This window comes from Fortiea sp. LEGE XX443, from assembly GCF_015206815.1.
GTDB lineage: Bacteria > Cyanobacteriota > Cyanobacteriia > Cyanobacteriales > Nostocaceae > Nostoc_B.
The window spans coordinates 1-18,197 of record NZ_JADEXZ010000006.1; the positions used below are offsets into that span (position 1 = coordinate 1).

Annotated in this window: 17 protein-coding genes; 7 read left to right on the top strand and 10 right to left on the bottom strand. The window is 41.0% G+C overall.

Going from position 1 to position 18,197, the window contains the following annotated elements; genetic code table 11:
• Nucleotides 1-136 precede the first annotated feature (136 nt).
• From scyC to scyA, 3 genes are all read right to left on the bottom strand, one after another.
• Complete coding sequence (gene scyC / locus IQ259_RS04215; RefSeq protein ID WP_193881285.1) at nucleotides 137-1,114, bottom strand: scytonemin biosynthesis cyclase/decarboxylase ScyC; 978 nt, start codon at nucleotides 1,112-1,114, stop codon at nucleotides 137-139.
• Between the two features lie 37 nt (nucleotides 1,115-1,151).
• Nucleotides 1,152-2,213, bottom strand: a complete 1,062-nt coding sequence (gene scyB, locus IQ259_RS04220; RefSeq protein WP_193881288.1) for a tryptophan dehydrogenase ScyB — start codon at nucleotides 2,211-2,213, stop codon at nucleotides 1,152-1,154.
• A 353-nt stretch (nucleotides 2,214-2,566) separates the two neighbouring features.
• The gene (gene scyA / locus IQ259_RS04225; RefSeq protein WP_193881291.1) at nucleotides 2,567-4,459 is read right to left on the bottom strand and encodes a scytonemin biosynthesis protein ScyA; all 1,893 of its coding nucleotides are present in this window, start codon (nucleotides 4,457-4,459) and stop codon (nucleotides 2,567-2,569) included.
• A 916-nt stretch (nucleotides 4,460-5,375) separates the two neighbouring features.
• Between scyA and IQ259_RS04230 the strand changes: the two genes are divergently transcribed.
• Together IQ259_RS04230 and IQ259_RS04235 are read left to right on the top strand one after the other, a co-directional pair.
• Nucleotides 5,376-5,585, top strand: coding sequence for a hypothetical protein (locus tag IQ259_RS04230; protein ID WP_193881294.1), 210 nt, complete (start codon nucleotides 5,376-5,378; stop codon nucleotides 5,583-5,585).
• Between the two features lie 136 nt (nucleotides 5,586-5,721).
• Nucleotides 5,722-6,540 carry a response regulator gene (locus IQ259_RS04235; RefSeq protein WP_193881297.1) on the top strand — a complete coding sequence of 273 codons (819 nt, stop codon included), beginning with the start codon at nucleotides 5,722-5,724 and terminating at the stop codon, nucleotides 6,538-6,540.
• 301 nt (nucleotides 6,541-6,841) lie between these two features.
• Here the strand turns inward: IQ259_RS04235 and IQ259_RS04240 are convergent, their stop codons facing one another.
• Both IQ259_RS04240 and IQ259_RS04245 read right to left on the bottom strand, forming a co-directional pair.
• Nucleotides 6,842-7,048, bottom strand: a complete 207-nt coding sequence (locus IQ259_RS04240) for a hypothetical protein (protein WP_193881300.1) — start codon at nucleotides 7,046-7,048, stop codon at nucleotides 6,842-6,844.
• Nucleotides 7,049-7,119: 71 nt separating this feature from the next.
• Nucleotides 7,120-9,564, bottom strand: a complete 2,445-nt coding sequence (locus IQ259_RS04245) for an ATP-dependent Clp protease ATP-binding subunit (RefSeq protein ID WP_193881582.1) — start codon at nucleotides 9,562-9,564, stop codon at nucleotides 7,120-7,122.
• A gap of 230 nt (nucleotides 9,565-9,794) precedes the next feature.
• On the opposite strand from IQ259_RS04245, the gene IQ259_RS04250 reads away from it, so the two are divergent.
• The 3 genes from IQ259_RS04250 (at nucleotide 9,795) to IQ259_RS04260 (ending at nucleotide 13,352) form a co-directional block, all read left to right on the top strand.
• Nucleotides 9,795-10,091 carry a DUF3288 family protein gene (locus IQ259_RS04250; RefSeq protein ID WP_190587988.1) on the top strand — a complete coding sequence of 99 codons (297 nt, stop codon included), beginning with the start codon at nucleotides 9,795-9,797 and terminating at the stop codon, nucleotides 10,089-10,091.
• 502 nt (nucleotides 10,092-10,593) lie between these two features.
• On the top strand, nucleotides 10,594-12,531 hold the full coding sequence (locus tag IQ259_RS04255) for a protein phosphatase 2C domain-containing protein (RefSeq protein WP_193881585.1): 1,938 nt from the start codon (nucleotides 10,594-10,596) through the stop codon (nucleotides 12,529-12,531).
• A 548-nt stretch (nucleotides 12,532-13,079) separates the two neighbouring features.
• Complete coding sequence (locus IQ259_RS04260) at nucleotides 13,080-13,352, top strand: ferredoxin-thioredoxin reductase variable chain (protein WP_193881302.1); 273 nt, start codon at nucleotides 13,080-13,082, stop codon at nucleotides 13,350-13,352.
• Between the two features lie 5 nt (nucleotides 13,353-13,357).
• On the opposite strand, the gene IQ259_RS04265 is transcribed toward IQ259_RS04260, so the two are convergent.
• Nucleotides 13,358-13,579 (bottom strand): hypothetical protein, encoded by a 222-nt coding sequence (locus IQ259_RS04265; RefSeq protein ID WP_193881305.1) that lies wholly within the window; start codon nucleotides 13,577-13,579, stop codon nucleotides 13,358-13,360.
• A gap of 215 nt (nucleotides 13,580-13,794) precedes the next feature.
• Between IQ259_RS04265 and IQ259_RS04270 the strand changes: the two genes are divergently transcribed.
• The gene (locus tag IQ259_RS04270) at nucleotides 13,795-14,025 is read left to right on the top strand and encodes a hypothetical protein (RefSeq protein WP_193881307.1); all 231 of its coding nucleotides are present in this window, start codon (nucleotides 13,795-13,797) and stop codon (nucleotides 14,023-14,025) included.
• Entirely contained in the window at nucleotides 14,018-14,431 is a 414-nt protein-coding gene (locus IQ259_RS04275) for a putative toxin-antitoxin system toxin component, PIN family (RefSeq protein WP_193881310.1), read from the top strand. Before IQ259_RS04270 ends, IQ259_RS04275 begins: the two co-directional genes overlap by 8 nt.
• 132 nt (nucleotides 14,432-14,563) lie before the next feature.
• Here IQ259_RS04275 and IQ259_RS04280 read toward each other — a convergent pair whose 3' ends face one another.
• The 4 genes from IQ259_RS04280 to rplY all read right to left on the bottom strand — a co-directional run bounded on the left by IQ259_RS04280 (nucleotide 14,564) and on the right by rplY (nucleotide 18,048).
• Entirely contained in the window at nucleotides 14,564-15,355 is a 792-nt protein-coding gene (locus IQ259_RS04280) for a YdcF family protein (protein ID WP_193881313.1), read from the bottom strand.
• 87 nt (nucleotides 15,356-15,442) lie between these two features.
• Nucleotides 15,443-15,937, bottom strand: coding sequence for a hypothetical protein (locus IQ259_RS04285; RefSeq protein WP_193881316.1), 495 nt, complete (start codon nucleotides 15,935-15,937; stop codon nucleotides 15,443-15,445).
• Nucleotides 15,938-16,023: 86 nt separating this feature from the next.
• Nucleotides 16,024-17,574 carry an AAA family ATPase gene (locus tag IQ259_RS04290; protein WP_193881319.1) on the bottom strand — a complete coding sequence of 517 codons (1,551 nt, stop codon included), beginning with the start codon at nucleotides 17,572-17,574 and terminating at the stop codon, nucleotides 16,024-16,026.
• A 174-nt stretch (nucleotides 17,575-17,748) separates the two neighbouring features.
• Complete coding sequence (gene rplY / locus IQ259_RS04295) at nucleotides 17,749-18,048, bottom strand: 50S ribosomal protein L25 (protein ID WP_193881333.1); 300 nt, start codon at nucleotides 18,046-18,048, stop codon at nucleotides 17,749-17,751.
• Between the last annotated feature and the right edge of the window lie 149 nt (nucleotides 18,049-18,197).

The following is an 18,197-nucleotide window of genomic DNA, read 5'->3' on the forward strand; positions in this document are numbered from 1 at the left end:
CCCCTTGTGGGCAAAAGCCCCCTTGCTCCTTTTCTCCCTTGGTTGTTCGCGTAGCGTCCCGTAGGGAAGCCCCACCCCTTGTGGGTGGTTTTTCTCCCCTGCTCCCTGCTCCCCTGCTTTTTTCACGAGGAGTTAGTTAACGACCATTAGCAACTAATTCTGGCTCTTTTACTACTGGTACATAGCTCATTCCTCTGTCAAAGGACTTTAGGTTGCCAGCTTTACCTTCTAGAAGGCGTTTAATGTTCATGCTTTCAGCGCCGAAGTCCTCAATCTGGAGTTTGCCGTGTGCTAATTGTTCTCCGTCTTTCCAGAAAGTAATCCGATGCAGTATCAAACCAGAAGCATCAGGGTCAGCAAAAGCATAAGCGGTAGGAATTAGCAGTGCCACAGAACGCTGATAATAGTCGTAATCTGGATAAAAATATTCTTGTTCTAACAAGTAGTATTTGCTCAAGCTATGAACACGCACCGAGATTTTGACTTTTTGGTTATACTCATCCAAAAACTCACCCGATGAGCCGCTCACTTCTCCTACAGGACGTACTAAATGCGCCCATTCATTGATATTTTTGACATCTGTTAAATAATTGACTCCGATTTCTACTGGAGCATCAATATAGATAGTGTCGGTATCGATAAAGTAGCGCCCTTTAGCTGCTGTAGTCCGACCAAGTTTGCGTTCTAAATTAGCTTTGAGAGAACGACACTCAGAAGTATGTACTGTGTGAATTCCTTGCATAATCATTGGTGTTTGTCGTTTTGGATCAACAAAGCTCAACCAATGAAAATACACACCTTCTTCGTCTGTTTTTGGTTCTATATAATTGGGTGGAAAAAGTAAGACGGGATATACTTGGAAGTATTGATTGTACTCAAATCCACAGTGCCACTCAATGCCATAGAATAGTGGGTTTTCGAGTTTCTTCACGTGATAGTAAAGATTATTGTGATAGCCAGATGCAGTTCCGAGCCATGTATCTTCGTCAATTTGCTCTTTCATCCGACTAAACAATGTCCAGTCATCTAAGTTTTTTAAACTACAAAGATACTCAAAGGCTGTTTCCGGTGAAGTAGCAATATAAGCTGATGTTGCAAATGTATTTTTTTCCATTCGTTTGTCGCCCCTCAAAGTAATAAATCGCTCATTTTTACGCAGCAATTTGCTGGTTTTTACTAATTCTGGCTTTCAAAATCCGTTCTTCTGCTAATCTTTTGGAAGCATCATTAGTAGTAATTTCTTGCTGATGAGCAATGCTAAAAATCTTCAGAAGTGTGTCGTAGATGTTATTTACTTGCTTAAAAGCTTTTTCTTCTTCATAGCCGATCATTTCGTTATAAACGTTGATAATGCCACCAGCGTTAATTACATAATCAGGGCAGTAGAGAATGTCTTTTTCTACCAGTCTTTGTCCATGTAAACGTTCATTTTCTAGCTGATTATTAGCAGCACCAGCAATAATTTTGGCTTGAATTAGTGGAATTGTGGTGCTGTTAATAATTCCACCCATTGCACAGGGAGAAAATATATCTACATCTAAAGCATAAATTTCTTCTGGCTCTACAACAGTAGCACCAAATAGGTGTTTTATTTCTGCTGTTTTTTCTGGGTTAATATCAGTAACAAAAAGTTGAATACCATGCTCATGTAGATGCTGACAAAGGTTTTTGCCAACATTACCTAAGCCTTGCACAGCAACTCTCATGCCTTCAAGTCTTTGGCTATGCCAACGAAATTCTACAGCAGCTTTAATGCCTAAAAATACTCCTAAAGCGGTGATTGGTGCGGGGCCACCTGATTTTTCTTCTACACCAACTACATAATTAGTTTCTTGTTTAATTATGCGGACATCTTGTGGGGTAATATTGACATCTTGACCTGTAATAAAACGTCCTTTAAGGCTTTCTACAAAGCGTCCATAGGCTCTTAACATTTCTGTTGTTTTATCTTCGGGATTACCAATAATAACTGCTTTCCCTCCACCAGCGGGGATATTGGCACAAGCAGCTTTATATGTCATACCCCGACTCAGCCGTAAAGCATCTCTCAAAGCAGCTTCTTCATTAATATAAGGATAGAGCCTTGTAGCTCCCATCGCTGGCCCTAAGCTAGTGTCATGGATGGCAATAATTGCTCTGATATCAGGATTTTTACCATGACAATAAAGTATTTGCTCGTGACCCATTTCTCTAACAGTTTCAAATAGCTGCATTTTGATTTCTCACATCTTGATTGTGAATTATTTAGGGTAAGTAGATCGGTGTTAAAAATTGTCGTTATGACAAGGCAGGAGGCAGAGGGCAGAAGGCAGAAGGGAAGAGGTTTTCAAGCTACTTTACTTTCCGTTACATAGTTCGGTTTATTTGCACCTTTCTACTTAATTAGTGATTAATTAATGGAAAAGAAGGCGGCAAAATTAGCTAAATAGCAAAGGACTAGCTAACTTTGCCATTTTGGTAAGATACAAAACTGGTTAAAGCTGAATATTTGTGGTATGAATGTCGACTAAAAAGAAAGCTTTTTAGCCAGCGATCGCCAACGACCTAAAATGCTCCAGCCGGAAGGTTAAACTAAGGGAAAGGAAACTTGGTGGGCTGAAGTTTTAATAATATTTGAGCCGTTGGCTTTGACACCTTGAGCTGCTAAACTCTTGTTCCGTCCACCAGAAGGTGCAGGACGATCAGGATCGATGATAACATCGACGACAAAGGGAACTTGAGATGCGATCGCTTGTTTTAGGGCAGCTTCTAAATCAGACTCTCTCAAGACTCCGACTCCTTCTGCACCCATACCACGAGCAATCATCGCAAAATTAGTTGGGGGAATCTCTGCATCTGCACCTTTTAATCCCAATATTTTCATGCCTTGATGGCACATATTATATCTGGCATCATTGAGGACAATCCAAACCGCAGGGATTTTATATTTTACGGCGGTGCTGATTTCGTTATTCATGAGCATCGCCCCATCACCAACAATGGCAACGGCTTTACCTCGACAAGCTTGGGCTGCACCAATTACGCCTGTAACAGTATGACCCATTGCACCAACTCCGGTGCTGACTCGATAACGATGGGGTTCGGTAAAGCGCAGACAATGAGTTGACCAAGTAAAGGAGTTACCGCACTCTGCCAATACTATTGCATCACTACCCTCAACAACTATCTTTTGAATTGCGGCCATCAATACTTCTGGCCGCACTGGATAGTCTGAACCAGGTTCAATTGGTTCAGGCTGGGGGTTAGGTAACAACTCAGTAGGACGAGGAGTTTCTGGTAAATGCTTCAGAAGTTCTTGTAAATAGGCTTTGATATCAGACTGAATCGAGAAAGTATGAGCGTGAGGATAAGCCACTCCTGGTACTTCCGGATCTATGTCTACATGGATGAAGCCTTTGGCTGGAATCATTGTCGGACTCCAGAAAGAAGTTGGTTCCCCTAGGCGAGTTCCTAGTACGAGGGTGCGGGCTGGCGGTTGTTTTTCCATATACGTAATCACGGAAGCATCACCACCCAAACCTGTGACACCAACAAACTGCGGATGATTTTCGGGAAAGATGCCTTTCCCACGAGGGGAACACATCACGGCTACCCCTGTTTTCTCTGCTAGTTTGGAGATTTCGTCAGCTGCATTCCGCGCCCCAAAACCAACCCAGATAGCAAATGATTCTGAGAATAATAACTGTGCAGATTTAGCGACTTTTTCTGTTTGAGCAGTAATCTGATAAGCATCAACATCTAGTTGTGGCCAGGAAATGCCTTCTACTAAACTTGTTTGCACAGATGTGGGAATGCTCAAGTGGGCGACAAATCCTCCTGGTTGGGCTAAACCCAGGGCTAGTTTGCGGAAAACTTGAGGGAGTTGGGCAGCAGACTCGACAGTGATGGCATAGTTAAACAATGCACCTGAGGTGAAGATTCCACCACTAGGTAAGGTATAGCTGCTGGTTTCTTGAATCGCCCAGCGTCCGCGTTGCGGTGCTGAGGTGCAAGCCGACAGCAGAATCACTTTTGCACCTTCACCACGGGCCGCAAATAACCCGGTGAGGGCGTTGGTAATGCCTGGCCCGGCTGTGGTAAATACTACAGTGGGGCGATCGCTGGCAAAGTAAGCTTCCACAGCAGCAAAAGCCGCACCCGCTTCATGGCGAAAGTTCAGCACTTGCATTTTACTGTTTGATAGGGCATTCCATAGGCTGGCCATTGCACCCCCAGCAATACCAAAGGCACTGCTTATACCTAAATTAACCAGCATTTGGGCGATCGCTTCCGCAACTGTGAGCGTAGAGATAGCATCGTTGGGTAACAAAGTTTGAGCCACCCTTTGATGCTCCAAATGGTCAAGTTGGTGTGAATCTCTTGACGGAGATTCTATATATTTTGTACTGTTTGTAGGCAATTTTTGATATACCTCAGTAGTAACTTGCTGAGAATTAGAATCAGTATAATTTTGACTCATTGCTTTCACTTGATTCCCGATACTTGCACAAAGCTCTTGAATATGAACTTAGATAATTAGCGATACATAGCACTAAAAAACTTGTTGCTTATCTTACGGACATGACCAAGCTGATTTGACAGTAGATGTTTGTGCGGCTTTTCAGTTCAGTAAAAAAATGTTGAGAAAGTGGAGAAAATTAAAGCAGTACCTATGGAAACCAGAGTAAGGGAAATTAATACTTATTGGCAATGAAAAATTTTTTGATGCCGTTACCAATTTTTTCGCAGTTGTGGTATTTGCTAAACTGCTAAGTTGCATAAATCTTGCGTTAATTAGCAAGTTGTGTCACATTAAACTTAAATAAATTAATATGATTTTTTACATCAAGTAAGCTAACAATCATTCAAATTGCATCCCATAACTATGCAAATTAAAGGCAAATTATTTTACTTCCGTGTCTAGCATTATGTAGTTGATTATGTGGCTTTTTGCTTATTTTTTAGTGCTATTAGCCACCAAGTGATATTTATTCAATTTCTCAATCAAAGCCCTATCTTATGGAAGATGGCGCAGCAATGCTTATAAAAAAATTGAAAACATAATGTATTTCTTTCGGCGGATAGAAAATTAGATTTTTCTATATTAGATTCCTGGGTGAGTTAAGAAAAATTAAGAGGATTAACTTATGAGCAAAAACTGGCTGATTTAAGCTAAATCTTCTCAAACGCTGCATAACTGGATTTTAGTCAAAAAGAAGGGTGTTGTAAGTTGGGTGTCGGGTGTCGGGGAAATTAGTGGGGGCTTGAACCCTATTGGCTCTGAGGTGGGGTGTACAAAAAGAAAGTTTTTTCTTCTCCCTTCACACCCCACACCCTAGTTTTAGTCAAAACAGAGCTAAAGAAGGTCGGATATTTTTAGTAGAAATATCTTTGAAATGTTTAACTGTTTAGAAGATCAAGGTAAAACATTTAGCTGTGCTTTTGTGCGAGATAAGAATATTGGAATAGTAGAGTTAAGCGTTCAAAAGTGGATAAAGGAATTAAGAGATACAAACGATAATTTGCAACATCAGGTTGCTAAACTCAAAGAAACAAAGGTAAAACTTGAAACATCTTTATCTCTACTTAATTCCACACTATTATAATCGACAGCAATGAGTATTGAGTATTTACAACTCAAAATTCCTAGCTTGGAATGACAAAGAATTTGCTGTAAGTAATTAGTTTTATCCCTGTTTAAGGCTCAAAAAAGAATTACTACCAAATGTTAATAACAGAACAATGATTTCTAAATCATCAAAAACAATACTCGTCATTGAAGATGATAGTGTTACCCGTAATCTTTACTTAAAAGGTCTTAAGTTAGAAGGTTTTGACGCTATAGGTGCTGAAAATGGTTTAGTGGGTATTCAAAAAGCACAAGAGAATTTACCTGACTTGGTGGTTTGCGATATTATGATGCCTCATTTAGATGGTTACAGTGTTCTGAATGCGTTACATCAAAATCCGCTAACAGTAGGTATTCCTTTCATTTTTCTGTCTGGTAGTGACACTAGAGCAGATATTCGTAAAGGTATGGAATTAGGCGCAGACGACTATATTACCAAACCTTCTACACTGGACGAATTGCTCAAAGCGATCGCTACTCGACTACGAAAGCAAGCCTCTCTCAAAAATTGGTGCAATAATATAGTCCAGAAATCTCCACAATCAGTAACAGTAGAGCAGAATCCAGCTATCACTCCTGATTCTACGTCGATTTTTCCCGCTATTCCGCAATTAAAAGATGTTTTTGACTTTATTGAAGCTTATTTCCGCCAAGGAATTACTTTAAGTGATGTGGCTGAGGCGGTTGGTTATTCACCTGCTTACTTAACTAATCGAGTCGCAAAACGAACGGGAGAAACTGTCAACAACTGGATTGTTAAACGTCGGATGGCGGAAGCTCGTTGCTTACTCAAAAATACTGATGAGACAGTTGAACAAATTGCGAGAGTATTGGGCTATCAACATGTATGTCATTTCTCGCGCCAATTTCGCCAACATCATAATTTACCTCCCCATGCTTGGCGATTGTGTTCTAGAAATAAAGAACTTTGATCAATTTTAACAAGGAAGGCGATCGCTGCAATTACAGTACTTTTTAATGCAAGAGCGCAAAACCTTGCGCCCTTACAATGTGGTGCATTTACCTAAAACAACATAATAGAGACATTAATGCTGCAATTAATCTTAAAAACGAAGGTTTGCGCGCTTCTGCCCTTGGAGGCGATGTAAGACTAAAGTCTTGTGTACGTAAAAAATCTACGAAGACCAAGGCAATCCCCAATGAATTGGGAAGCTTACACTTTATTGTCAGGTTAGTGTAGGTAGTTCACAAAATATTCTAAATCATACCAATTTAAAAAAAGAATGCGACAGATGCGTAGGTTGGGTAGTAGCTTGCTTCCCGAAGGGTACGAAGTGAAACCCAACATCTACAAGGTTTTAAGGCGTTGGGTTGAGGGACGAAACCCAACCTACATCTGTAGCGATCATTCTTCAAATTGGTATCAGAATCTTGCTTGGCGATCGCACTAAAAATTTTCGGTATGTAAACTCTTATCATGATGAATTGCCAAAAACCCCCTGATAAATCAATCAGGGGGTTTTTACTTTCACAGTGATGGAGCGTCAAAATTAGCAAGCATTCGCCAAGAGTAACTCACGGGTATCTGACTTGCGGATTTTAACTTGACCGTCGTCGTCTACATCTACAATAGCTGTATCGCCATTGCTGATTTCACCAGATAGCAGTGCTTCAGCTAGGGAATCTTCCAACAGGCGCATAATTGCCCTACGCAAAGGTCTTGCACCATAGCTGGGGTTATAACCTTCGCGTACCACCAATTCTTTGAATGCTTCGGTGACTTCGAGGATAATACCTTTTTCTGTCAAGCGGTTAGCAACATCGCGGAGCATGATGTCAGAAATTTGCTTGACTTCATCCTTAGTTAGTTGAGTGAAGACGATAATTTCATCTAATCGGTTGAGGAACTCAGGACGGAAGTAAGCTTTCATCTCCTCATTAACTAAGTTGCGAATCCGATGATAGCTGGCTTGGGCTTGATTATCAAATTCAAAGCCTAAACCACCGCCACCTTTTTCAATCACCTTAGAACCAATGTTAGAAGTCAGGATGATTAAGGTGTTCTTGAAGTCTACCCGCCGACCTTTAGCATCGGTGAGTTGACCGTCATCCAAGATTTGCAGCAGCATATTAAAGACATCGGGGTGCGCTTTTTCGATTTCGTCGAACAGCAGCACTGTGTATGGTTTGCGCCGTACAGCTTCGGTGAGTTGTCCGCCTTCATCGTAGCCAACGTAACCAGGAGGCGAACCAATTAGTTTAGATACGGTGTGGCTTTCCATGTATTCAGACATATCGAACCGAATCATGGCTTCTTCTGCACCGAAGAAATAGCCTGCTAAGGCTTTGGCTAATTCTGTTTTACCAACTCCTGTAGGGCCGGAGAAGATAAAGCTGGCGATTGGACGTTTGGGATTCTTTAACCCAACTCTGGCACGCCGGATGGAACGGGAGACAGATGTAACCGCTTGTTCTTGACCTATTAACCGTTCATGGAGGGTATCTTCTAAGTGCAACAGCAACTCTGATTCCGATTCAGTCAGTTTATTGACTGGGACACCAGTCCAGGAGGCGACAATTTGAGCAATGTCTTCTTCGTCAACAATGGGGATAGAAATAGTTTGTTCTGTGTGTAACTCAGCTTCAATTTCTAATTCTTTATCGCGGAGTTCACCTGCTTTGTCAAAGTCTTGAATTCTAACAGCTTCATGTTTAGCTTTGGTGACACTTGTCAATTGACGCTTCAGTTCCTTGTTGGCAGAAATCTGGGAGTTCCGCAACCGGACACGAGAACCAGCCTCGTCAATTAAGTCTATGGCTTTATCTGGCAAGAAGCGATCGCTAATATAACGATCTGACAACTGGGCGGCTGCTAACACGGCTGCATCAGAAATTTCTACTTTGTGATGCTGTTCATAAGCGCCACGCAAGCCGTAGAGTATCTGAATGGTTTCCTCAACTGAGGGTTCACCGACCAAAATAGGTTGGAAACGCCGTTCTAAAGCAGCATCGCGTTCGATGTGCTTGCGGTATTCATCAATAGTCGTAGCACCAATACACTGAAGTTCACCCCGCGCTAGGGCTGGTTTGAGGATGTTGGCTGCATCTAAGCCGCCTTCTGTACCACCTGCACCTACGAGGGTATGAATTTCATCAATCACGAGGATGATATTACCGACCGAGCGGATTTCATCCATGATTTTTTTTAGGCGTTCTTCAAAATCACCACGGAAGCGAGTCCCTGCAACTACTAAGCCCATATCTAGGCTAATGACTTGTTTATTCAACAACAGTTCAGGAACATCTTGGTTAACAATACGTTGTGCTAAACCTTCTGCGATCGCAGTTTTACCAACTCCTGGTTCGCCAATCAACACAGGATTATTTTTCGTCCGGCGACCGAGAACTTGAATAGCACGCTCAATTTCTTTTTCTCGACCAACTACAGGGTCTAGCTTGCCTTCTTGGGCGAGTTTGCTCAGATTTCTGCCAAACTCTTCTAGGGTTAGTGCTTGCCGGTTCCGCCGTGAACCATTGCCACCCACAGACACATTATTGCCATCTTCACCCAAACGACGCAGGACAGCAGTCCGAATCAGCCTGAGGTCAACTCCCAGATTTTGCAGTACCTTGGCCGCAACACCTTCACCAGCTTCGGTTAATCCCAAAAGCAAGTGTTCTGTGTTGATGTAGTTATGTCCTAGACTATGAGCTTCTTTAAACGATTGCTCGAAGAGGTTTTTCACCTTCGGCGTAAAAGGAATTTCTGGTGGTACAAATCCAGAACCTCTACCAATAATTTTTTCAACTTCCCGTCGTGCTTCTTTGAGGGTAACGCCCAACTCGTTCAGCACTTTGGCAGCAACTCCCGATCCTTCTCCAATTAAACCCAGGAGAATTTGTTCCGTTCCTACGAAGTTGTGTCCCAGGCGACGTGCTTCCTCCTGAGCGAGCATGATTACTTTAATTGCTTCGGAAGTGAAGTGTTCAAACATAGCGGGTTCTTGCTCCCTTGCTGCTTGGGCTTGGGGTGAGATGATGTTCACCCTCATTAAAACTTTTTGTATTTTCTTAAAGACAATGTATCTTTATTTAATATTGGCTGGCAGTGGTGAGAGCCGTAAGACTTAAGGTGTGGTTGCCCTCATCTTTAATTATCCGGCGATCACCGGAATATTAACTCTAGACTCAGAATGAATTAATAATCAGACTAAAGGTATAAACTATGGCAGAACAGCACGGAAGTAAAGACCAGCAACATCCACTTTACAACCGCGATCGCCCCTTTATTGATATTCTACTCGCTCAAGAAGCAACAGACTATAATTTGGCAGAATTAGCCCGGCTACGCATCCGTTATCAAGGCTTTCCCGGAGCGCGAGACATCCAAAAAGACCTAGATAAAGTCTTGCAGCAGTGGGGTTTGACTGAAGCTGAACTTTTTGCCAAAACTCGCCAAATCCACGACGTAGGGGGGATTTACAAAAGTCGCGGTAAGAAAGAAGAGCAAGATTGGAATTAGTCTGAAATTTGAATTACAGTTGCGACAAGCAGAGCAGCACACTCGTAGCGTACATTAATTTAAGTTGGGAAAAATGATGTGGGCAAATCAACAATTGCTAGAGCCTTAGAGGTGCTTCAAAGTTTTTGTTATTTTGGTAAAACCTAATGGCTGCCTTTTGGAGCTTTAATTTTCAGATTTTGGCTACAAATTTTAGTTACTGTTAGAAAATATTGACTTAAAGCTTTATCAAATCAAAATTTCAGAATCAAGCTTCGATTATTGTTTTCCAAGAGTGACAAAACAGGGTTAGGTTTGAGAAAAAGTTGCACTCGGCGTGTTAAATACAAGTCTTGTAGTGTGAGCATCTTGTCTGCACCGGATGATCAAACCTTTAAGGATGGTGGGTTAGCGACAGCGTAACCTACCTTACAGTTAATAATCTTCTTATACAGTGTGTAAGCCTATAATGATTGCCAATATCTAGACAAAATTTTTTGTTAATGCGTAAGTCTTATTTATGATGATTTCTACTCAACGCATAATTTATTGTATAAATCCTAGCTGCGATCGCCCGGTTAATCTTATAGAAGACCGCATCTGTACCAATTGTCAAACTCCCTTAATTCACCGTTACCTCTGGGCTACTGGCACTCTAGCCGCCAACATCTTACCAGAAACCCAAGTTGCAGATAGATATGAAGTTATCCAACAGCAAATCTGGCTAGATACTCAACTAGGACTACCGCCAGAAGCTTCACAAGACTTACCAAAAACAGTTATTCCTTATTTAAAACTTTATCAACAGCATTTACATCTTCCCCAAGTCTATGGGTTTGTTCCTGCTTTAGCAGCAGATGCAGAAGATATTCTGTTGCTGGAAAATGTGCCAATAGATGAGACAGGCAATCTTTACCCAACCATAGCCGATGTCTGGGAACAAGCCACAGCAGTCAGACAAGTTTATTGGCTATGGCAAATTCTCCAACTTTGGCAACCTTTAGCAGAATTGGGAGTTGAGCAAAGTTTACTAATTCCAGATAACTTACGGGTGCAAGGTTGGTGTGTGAGACTGTTAGAACTTCATCCGGCGCAAACTGATGAAAAGCTCAGGTTACGTAATTTAGGACAGTCTTGGCAGTCTTGGATAGCATTAGCACAACCACAAGTAGCTCAATCATTGCAGAACATAGTTGAGCAAATGTGCGATCGCGCAGTAAATTTAGAAACTATCACCACTCAACTTAATACTCTTTTACTTTCAGCAGCAGCAGAATTACCTCTAAGTCTTCAGGCAGCAGGAGCTACAGACATCGGCACAGAACCAACCCAAAACGAAGATACTTGCTACCCCAATACAGATGAACCATACAATCCATTAATGCCACGCTTATCAATGGTTTGTGATGGCATCGGTGGACACCAAGGCGGTGAAGTTGCCAGTCAAATGGCAGTACAATCATTAAAATTACAAATCCGTGCCTTATTAGCAGAAGTTGCCGAACAATCTGAACCTGTAGCACCAAAATTGTTGCAAGAACAATTAGAAGCTAGTTTGCGGGTAGTAAATAATTTAATTTCCTCACGCAATGACGAACAGAAACGCCAGGGTAGAGAACGCATGGCGACAACTTTGGTGATGGCGCTGCAATTACCCCAAAAAATAGCAACAATTTCTGGATGGCAATCTGATAATGCTCATGAGCTTTATTTAGCCAATATTGGAGATAGCCGCGCTTACTGGATAACTCGTAACTACTGCCAGTTACTAACAGTAGATGATGATGTAGCTTGGCGAGAAGTCCGCTTTGCTAGGAGTTTCTATCGTCAAGCACTCCAGAGAGTAGATGCAACGGCCTTAACTCAAGCATTAGGCACAAAAGATGCAGAATCACTGCGACTGTCAATTCAAAGATTCATCATCGATGAAGAAGGATTATTACTGCTGTGTTCTGATGGTTTAAGTGATAATCATTGGGTAGAACACTCTTGGCAGGATTTTGCCATACCTGTGTTAACAGGCGAACTTTCAGTTGAAGAAACTGTCCATAATTTGATTAATCTTGCCAACCAAAAAAATGGTCATGATAATACATCGGTTGTTCTAACCCTTTGTCGGCTTGCTAAAGAATATTTAGTGCCAGTTACTTCATTAACTCCGCCAGAAGAGATTGTAGAAACAGAAACACCAGAAGTAGAAGAACCGGCTTTGACAGAAAGCGCTCAAGCTTTATTAGATTTGGATTTGACAGAGAAACCAACCGCTCCGCCAATTCCAACGTCAATCAAGAAACTTAACCGACGTAAGCCTTTAGTAATGATTGGCAGATTATTAGCTTTGCTCGTTGGGGGTACAACTCTAGGATTATTAGCTTGGTGGCAAATAAATCCCCAAACATTCCAAACAATGTGTCGAAAATTACCCCAAACAGTACAGTCATTCTGCTCACAGCGTAAGTAGCCGTTTAGAGTATATTTACTATACTCAGTGCTGAGTGCTGTTAGCGGTAGCGGGAGTTGAGCAGCGTACTGAGTGCTGAGTAAGAAAAAGAGTACTCAGCACTTTGGCACTATGGTAAATGCCCCGCCCCTTGTGGGCTGAATCTTATAATCGGGAGAAGGTTGATACCCCGCGGTCTTTTAACTCAGCACTGTTCATTTAATGAACGCTACTATCATCAAGCACAGCATGTAGGAACGGATTCCATTTGATGTAAAATTGGAACTGTTGTTAAAGCGCACAGCAAAAGTAAAATGGGTCTTTTTTAGCCCTTTAGCTGACTAATCCTCAAAAAAGCGCTTCTGAGACACCCGCAAGCGTGGACAAGTGCAATGAGGAGATAAAAGCAGTGAGACATTTGTCGCTGACTAACTATGATCAAAGCCTGCATGGTCAGGCTTTGTTTGTATAACAGTTGCAGACGCATAAAATAGAGCGTTTGTCTAGATCCAATATGAAAAATAACTGTTGTAAACAGTCCTTTTTTCAATAAGATAGTTCGCTGAGGGATGGCTGTGGAAATTCTTGTGGAACCGCAAAAGCTAGGTGTAAATGTTCTTATGAAAGTTGGCGATCGCGTCCGTGTAAATCAATCGGTAGTAGTTTATCATCATCCTGAATATCGCGGTGAAGCTTTTGACCTCAAAGGCTCAGAAGGCGAAGTTATGGGTATTGTTACTCAATGGCAAGGTAGACCTGTAAGCGCTAACTTGCCGATATTAGTTCAGTTTAGTAAAAAATTTAAAGCCCACTTACGCGAGAATGAGTTAGAAATTATCTAAAACCCTCAACAGCGGCGAAACCACTTGAAAATATTGAGTTCGCCGCGCATTTTTTTTAGTTCTTGACGGTGATGTTCGGCTGTGGTGTAATACCATTCACAATAACGCTGAAACTCTAAGCGCTGCTGGACTTCGTAATAAAATTCATGAGTTGTTTGGTAAGCACTAAAAGTTTCTTCAACTACAGGTTGAAGAGATGGAATAACATGAGGTAATTCGTGAGACATAAATGATAAAAAATTAACTTTCGTTTATAAGTGTAGCAAGCAAAATTCTCATCACTAGTTTTTTCGTTTTGTTCATCATTTAGAAATAAATTTGTCATTGCACATACTTTGAATACTACATCTTAAAAATTGCGTTCAAAAGTAAATACATCAATGGTAAAACACTGAAGCTGTATTATAATATATAGTTCAGCGCTTGTGGATAATTCTAAATTATGAAGACTAACAACGAAATTACTATTAAAGTCACTCCTGAAATTGCTCAAGCTTACCAAAATGCTACCAATAAAGAAAAGCAATCTCTACAAACTCTTATTGCCTTATTTTTTAATCAAGATGTTACTAGAGAAATGGATTTTTTGGGAAAAATTATGGATGAAATTAGTGATAGAGCAGTTGCTAGAGGATTGACACCAGAAATTTTAGAATCAATTCTAAATGAATAATCAAAAAAAATATGTTTTAGATACTAATATTATAGTCAGTGCTTTGCTGTTTAAATCAAGCCAACCTCGTCAAGCATTGGATAAAGCGAGAACTACAGGAATCATCTTGATGTCTAACTCTATTTGGGTAGAAATTCAAGAAGTTTTAGCAAGAGCAAAGTTTGATAAATATATTACGCCAGGAGAAAGACAACTATTTTTAATTGGATTTCATGAAACAGTTATTTTTATTGATATTGAAGAAACAATCAATGCTTGTCGAGATTCAAAGGATGATAAATATTTAGAGTTAGCTGTTAATGGACAAGCAACAATAATTATTAGTGGTGATCAAGACCTGTTGGTTTTAAATCCGTTTAAAAATATCCCAATTGTAACCGTTAGGCAATTTTTAGAGCAAGAGTAATTGAAACTTGTTTAAATACTATATTTTCTGGATGCAATCAAGTTCTTTGACTCGTTGTACTCTTCGTAAAACAAGATTTAGAGTAACATCTGTAACGATAAACATAACTCTTTTATTTTCAGTCTTGGGAGGTTAAAGCCAACGACGTAAGCGATAGACAAAAGTACCAATATATTCTTTCAAAGCTAACGTAAATTGATGCAGGTTGTTAGTGTCAGGGAATAAGTTAAGTAATGCGCCTTTAGGAGTGCTACCAAGTTCTTGCAGTTCTCCCTGGCTAACAAGAAAGTCAGTCGGTGCAGGAATAGCATTAATATCTTGACGTTGGAAAATTTTGAGCGATCGCGGCATGTGCATAGCCGAAGTTACTAATAATACCTTTTGGATATTCCGAGACTGCAAAATTTTCTTGACATTCACAGCATTTTGGTACGTATTAAGAGAATCAGGTTCTTGCAAAATTGCTTCACCTGGTATCCCAATAGATGTCAAGATACTTGCCATGTCTGCTGATTCGGATGCACCGCTACCACGCCAATCAATGCGACCACCACTAAGAATAATGAAGGGAGCTTTTTTTTGGCGATATAGTTGTGCTGCATAAATTACGCGATCGCCTGTCTCACTTAAATCTACACCCGGTCGAGGATAAAAGGCTGATTTTGTTGCACCACCTAAAACAACGATGGCTTCAGCATTAGGTATTTGCTTGGCTGGGAGATGTTGCCATTCTAGCGATCGCACCAGTGCTTTAGCCACCCAAGCATTACTGCAAACTAGTAATAAGGTTAACGAAAAAGCGATCGCTGCTGTCGCCAGACGCGGTCGTTTCCACAGTGTTATCAAAGCCACCACTAAACTCACGCTGGCTAATCCCAAGGGATAAAAGAACAGTGGTAGTAACTTGGAGAGATATAAAAACATAATTGGGTAGTACTGTAAGTTAAAAGTAAAAAGATGTAAGTAAAAAGAATGTTTGACTTTTGACTTTTGACTTTTGACTTTAATTTATTACCTCTGCCAAAATCTAAAATTAATCCCTCTGGCGCGACGGAAGCGGCGAGTAACTCTTCTTTTTTGCTGTTTGGTATGTCTGAGGCTAGGTCTTTCGTCTCCCTCTTCTAAAACTTCAACTGGTAACTGAGTTCTAGTTTCTTCTTTACTACCCCACCAAGCAATAATCCAACCACCACCAAAAGCACCTATTCCCCCCAGCAAGATACTCATTGGTGCAGAGTAACCTAACCAGACAAAGCCTAGCAAGAAAAATAACCAGTATTTTAGTCCTGCATCAATGCCATCAGAGGAGGCTACAGTTGGAGCTTGGGGACTATTTTTACTAGCACTAGTAATCCAACCTAAAGTGAAACCACCCAAAATTCCTAAGAAAATACTTAGGGATGCAGGTGAACCCGTCGTGATTAAAATGAACGTTAAAAATGACCCAAATATTAATTGAGAGATAAATTCAGGGGTGAAATTGAATAAGTTGTTATTTTTTGCCATGAGTTCACTAAGGGTGTAAGGGTACAAGGGTATAAGGGTGTAGGGGTAGGGAGGAAGAAAATTTTAATACCTTACCCCCTTGCTCTTTACACCTTTTTCTCGCTCAAAAGTTTTAATTGTGTCTGCTGTGGTTGAGTAGTGTCCCAAATATGAATGTATGATTTTTCCAATTCGGTAAATGGTTCAGCTTGCTTGAGTTGTGATGCCAATAAATCTACCGTAGCGTCAGCAATATCACCAGTCCGGTTGATAAGACGCTCTTGAATTACTTCTACGGGTGCTGTGCAGTGGATAATCTGGAGAGGAAGTTGGTATTTCTCCGCTTGGGAAATTGCTTCTTGTCGCTGTTGTTGTCGGTCATACTTGGCATCTAAAATTACCGTGAAACCTTGATTAGCTAGTATAGTTCCCAAATTCAACAACCGTGCATAAGTTTTCTGTGTCATTTCCGGCGTATACAAATCATCCCCGCCACGTTCTGACAAAGGAATACCGCCTAAATGCTTCCGCACTGCATCTGAGCGAATGTGAATTGCATTAAATTGTCGAGCTAAATATTTTGCTGTTGTACTCTTTCCAGAACCTGACAACCCCGACATTAAAATTAGTCGTCCTTGTTTGGGTTGAGTATATTCCCAAGCCAGCTTGTAATACTTGGCTGCGGTTTTTGTCGCTTCTTCTTTAACCGCTTCTGGTACACCAGGATCATCTAACAAAAATGAAGTTACTTTTGCTCGGACATAAGATTGACGAATTAAATATATGGGCAATACTTCTAAGCCTTCCCAGTCGCCAGTCTGCTCTACATAAGTATTGAAATAGGCATTACTCAAGTCTTGGCGCTGCTGTGCTTCCAAATCCATCACCGCGTAAGCGATATCGTACATGACATCGACAAAGCGAAACGGCTCGTTAAACTCTATGCAATCAAATAGCAGAATTTTATCTTGCCACAGACAAATATTGCGTAGGTGTAAGTCTCCGTGACATTCTCGAATATAGTTATTTTTAATTCTCTGTTGAAATAACTCTTGTCTTTCGGCAAAAAATTTATCTGTAAAGGCTTTAGTTTCGTCAAACTGCTGCTGTGTCTGGGGTTTACCGATATATTTCTCAGTTTGCTCGTAATTTTCATCAAATGCAGCCCGCACTTGAGGGACTTCGCCAAAACTTTGAATGTAGTCATTTGTCTGTGTTTTGGCATGATACTGAGCCACAACCTGTCCCAATTCTTCCAAGTCAGCCTCATGTAACTTGCCCTGTTCAAACAAGCTGCTCAATAAGGTTTCTTGGGGAAACTCGCGCATTTTGACTGCATACTCTACAGGCTCTCCTGTTCCTGCTAGATGATATTCCTCGCCTTGTTGAGTCACGGGTAACACATCCAAATACAGTTCCGCCGCTCCCCGTTTATTTAGTCGTAACTCTTCCTGACAAAAATGCTGTCGCTTTTCCAAGGTAGAAAAATCCAAAAACCCAAAATTGACTGGTTTTTTCAACTTGTAGGCATAATCTCCCGTGAGCAGCACATAAGAAACATGAGTTTGACATAGTTGAATAGGTTCTGTTACAGGATGAGGATAAAATCCGGGCTGTAACATGTGCTGAATTAAAGCGGGAAGAGTTACTTCTGTCATATTGGCAGTATTAGTTTTTAAACCGCAGATTATTATCTCAAATCATTGGCTGTTGCAATTTTGAATTTAAATATTCACGTTTGTAGCTTAACAAAAAACCAGGGGTAAAACCCTGGTTTAATCAGCAATTATTACAAACTTGGAGTGTCTATACAGACAGACCATACACCTGTTCTAAGCTTGAGTAGAAGCAAAAAAACTCAGGTGGTAAGGTGTACCCTTCGCTGGATGAATTTGAACTTCCCGCAGGACGGTTTTACCAGTCCATTCAAGCTCAGGAATGCTAAGTTCAATTTCTGTCTTATTAACAGCAGCTTTTTTCAGGAGGCGCTCAACAACTTTGGCATCAACTACCAAAGAAATGGATTCGGCACCTTTATGTCCGTACAAATTGGCGGGGATTAGGCCAGAACGACGCAAAGCATTTGGTTTACTGCCTTCTGGCCGCTTTTGAGATTCGACTGTTAGAGTCATGTCAAGTTACTAGTTGTTTGTTGTAAGTTTTTAGTTATCAAGAAAGGCAGAGGGCAGGAGGCAGAAGGGATTCTGATTCCTGCCACACGACCGTTCGCGGAGCGTCTCGTAGAGAAGGGAGTAAGGGTTTAAGACCACCACCAAATTGA

What these genes read in the sequence shown, in the direction of transcription:
- scyC (WP_193881285.1), bottom strand. Translation starts at nt 1,114, where the DNA reads ATGGAAAAAAATACATTTGCAACATCAGCTTATATTGCTACTTCACCG.
- scyB (WP_193881288.1), bottom strand. Translation starts at nt 2,213, where the DNA reads ATGCAGCTATTTGAAACTGTTAGAGAAATGGGTCACGAGCAAATACTT.
- scyA (WP_193881291.1), bottom strand. Translation starts at nt 4,459, where the DNA reads ATGAGTCAAAATTATACTGATTCTAATTCTCAGCAAGTTACTACTGAG.
- IQ259_RS04230 (WP_193881294.1), top strand. Translation starts at nt 5,376, where the DNA reads ATGTTTAACTGTTTAGAAGATCAAGGTAAAACATTTAGCTGTGCTTTT.
- IQ259_RS04235 (WP_193881297.1), top strand. Translation starts at nt 5,722, where the DNA reads ATGATTTCTAAATCATCAAAAACAATACTCGTCATTGAAGATGATAGT.
- IQ259_RS04240 (WP_193881300.1), bottom strand. Translation starts at nt 7,048, where the DNA reads ATGATAAGAGTTTACATACCGAAAATTTTTAGTGCGATCGCCAAGCAA.
- IQ259_RS04245 (WP_193881582.1), bottom strand. Translation starts at nt 9,564, where the DNA reads ATGTTTGAACACTTCACTTCCGAAGCAATTAAAGTAATCATGCTCGCT.
- IQ259_RS04250 (WP_190587988.1), top strand. Translation starts at nt 9,795, where the DNA reads ATGGCAGAACAGCACGGAAGTAAAGACCAGCAACATCCACTTTACAAC.
- IQ259_RS04255 (WP_193881585.1), top strand. Translation starts at nt 10,594, where the DNA reads ATGATTTCTACTCAACGCATAATTTATTGTATAAATCCTAGCTGCGAT.
- IQ259_RS04260 (WP_193881302.1), top strand. Translation starts at nt 13,080, where the DNA reads ATGGCTGTGGAAATTCTTGTGGAACCGCAAAAGCTAGGTGTAAATGTT.
- IQ259_RS04265 (WP_193881305.1), bottom strand. Translation starts at nt 13,579, where the DNA reads ATGTCTCACGAATTACCTCATGTTATTCCATCTCTTCAACCTGTAGTT.
- IQ259_RS04270 (WP_193881307.1), top strand. Translation starts at nt 13,795, where the DNA reads ATGAAGACTAACAACGAAATTACTATTAAAGTCACTCCTGAAATTGCT.
- IQ259_RS04275 (WP_193881310.1), top strand. Translation starts at nt 14,018, where the DNA reads ATGAATAATCAAAAAAAATATGTTTTAGATACTAATATTATAGTCAGT.
- IQ259_RS04280 (WP_193881313.1), bottom strand. Translation starts at nt 15,355, where the DNA reads ATGTTTTTATATCTCTCCAAGTTACTACCACTGTTCTTTTATCCCTTG.
- IQ259_RS04285 (WP_193881316.1), bottom strand. Translation starts at nt 15,937, where the DNA reads ATGGCAAAAAATAACAACTTATTCAATTTCACCCCTGAATTTATCTCT.
- IQ259_RS04290 (WP_193881319.1), bottom strand. Translation starts at nt 17,574, where the DNA reads ATGACAGAAGTAACTCTTCCCGCTTTAATTCAGCACATGTTACAGCCC.
- rplY (WP_193881333.1), bottom strand. Translation starts at nt 18,048, where the DNA reads ATGACTCTAACAGTCGAATCTCAAAAGCGGCCAGAAGGCAGTAAACCA.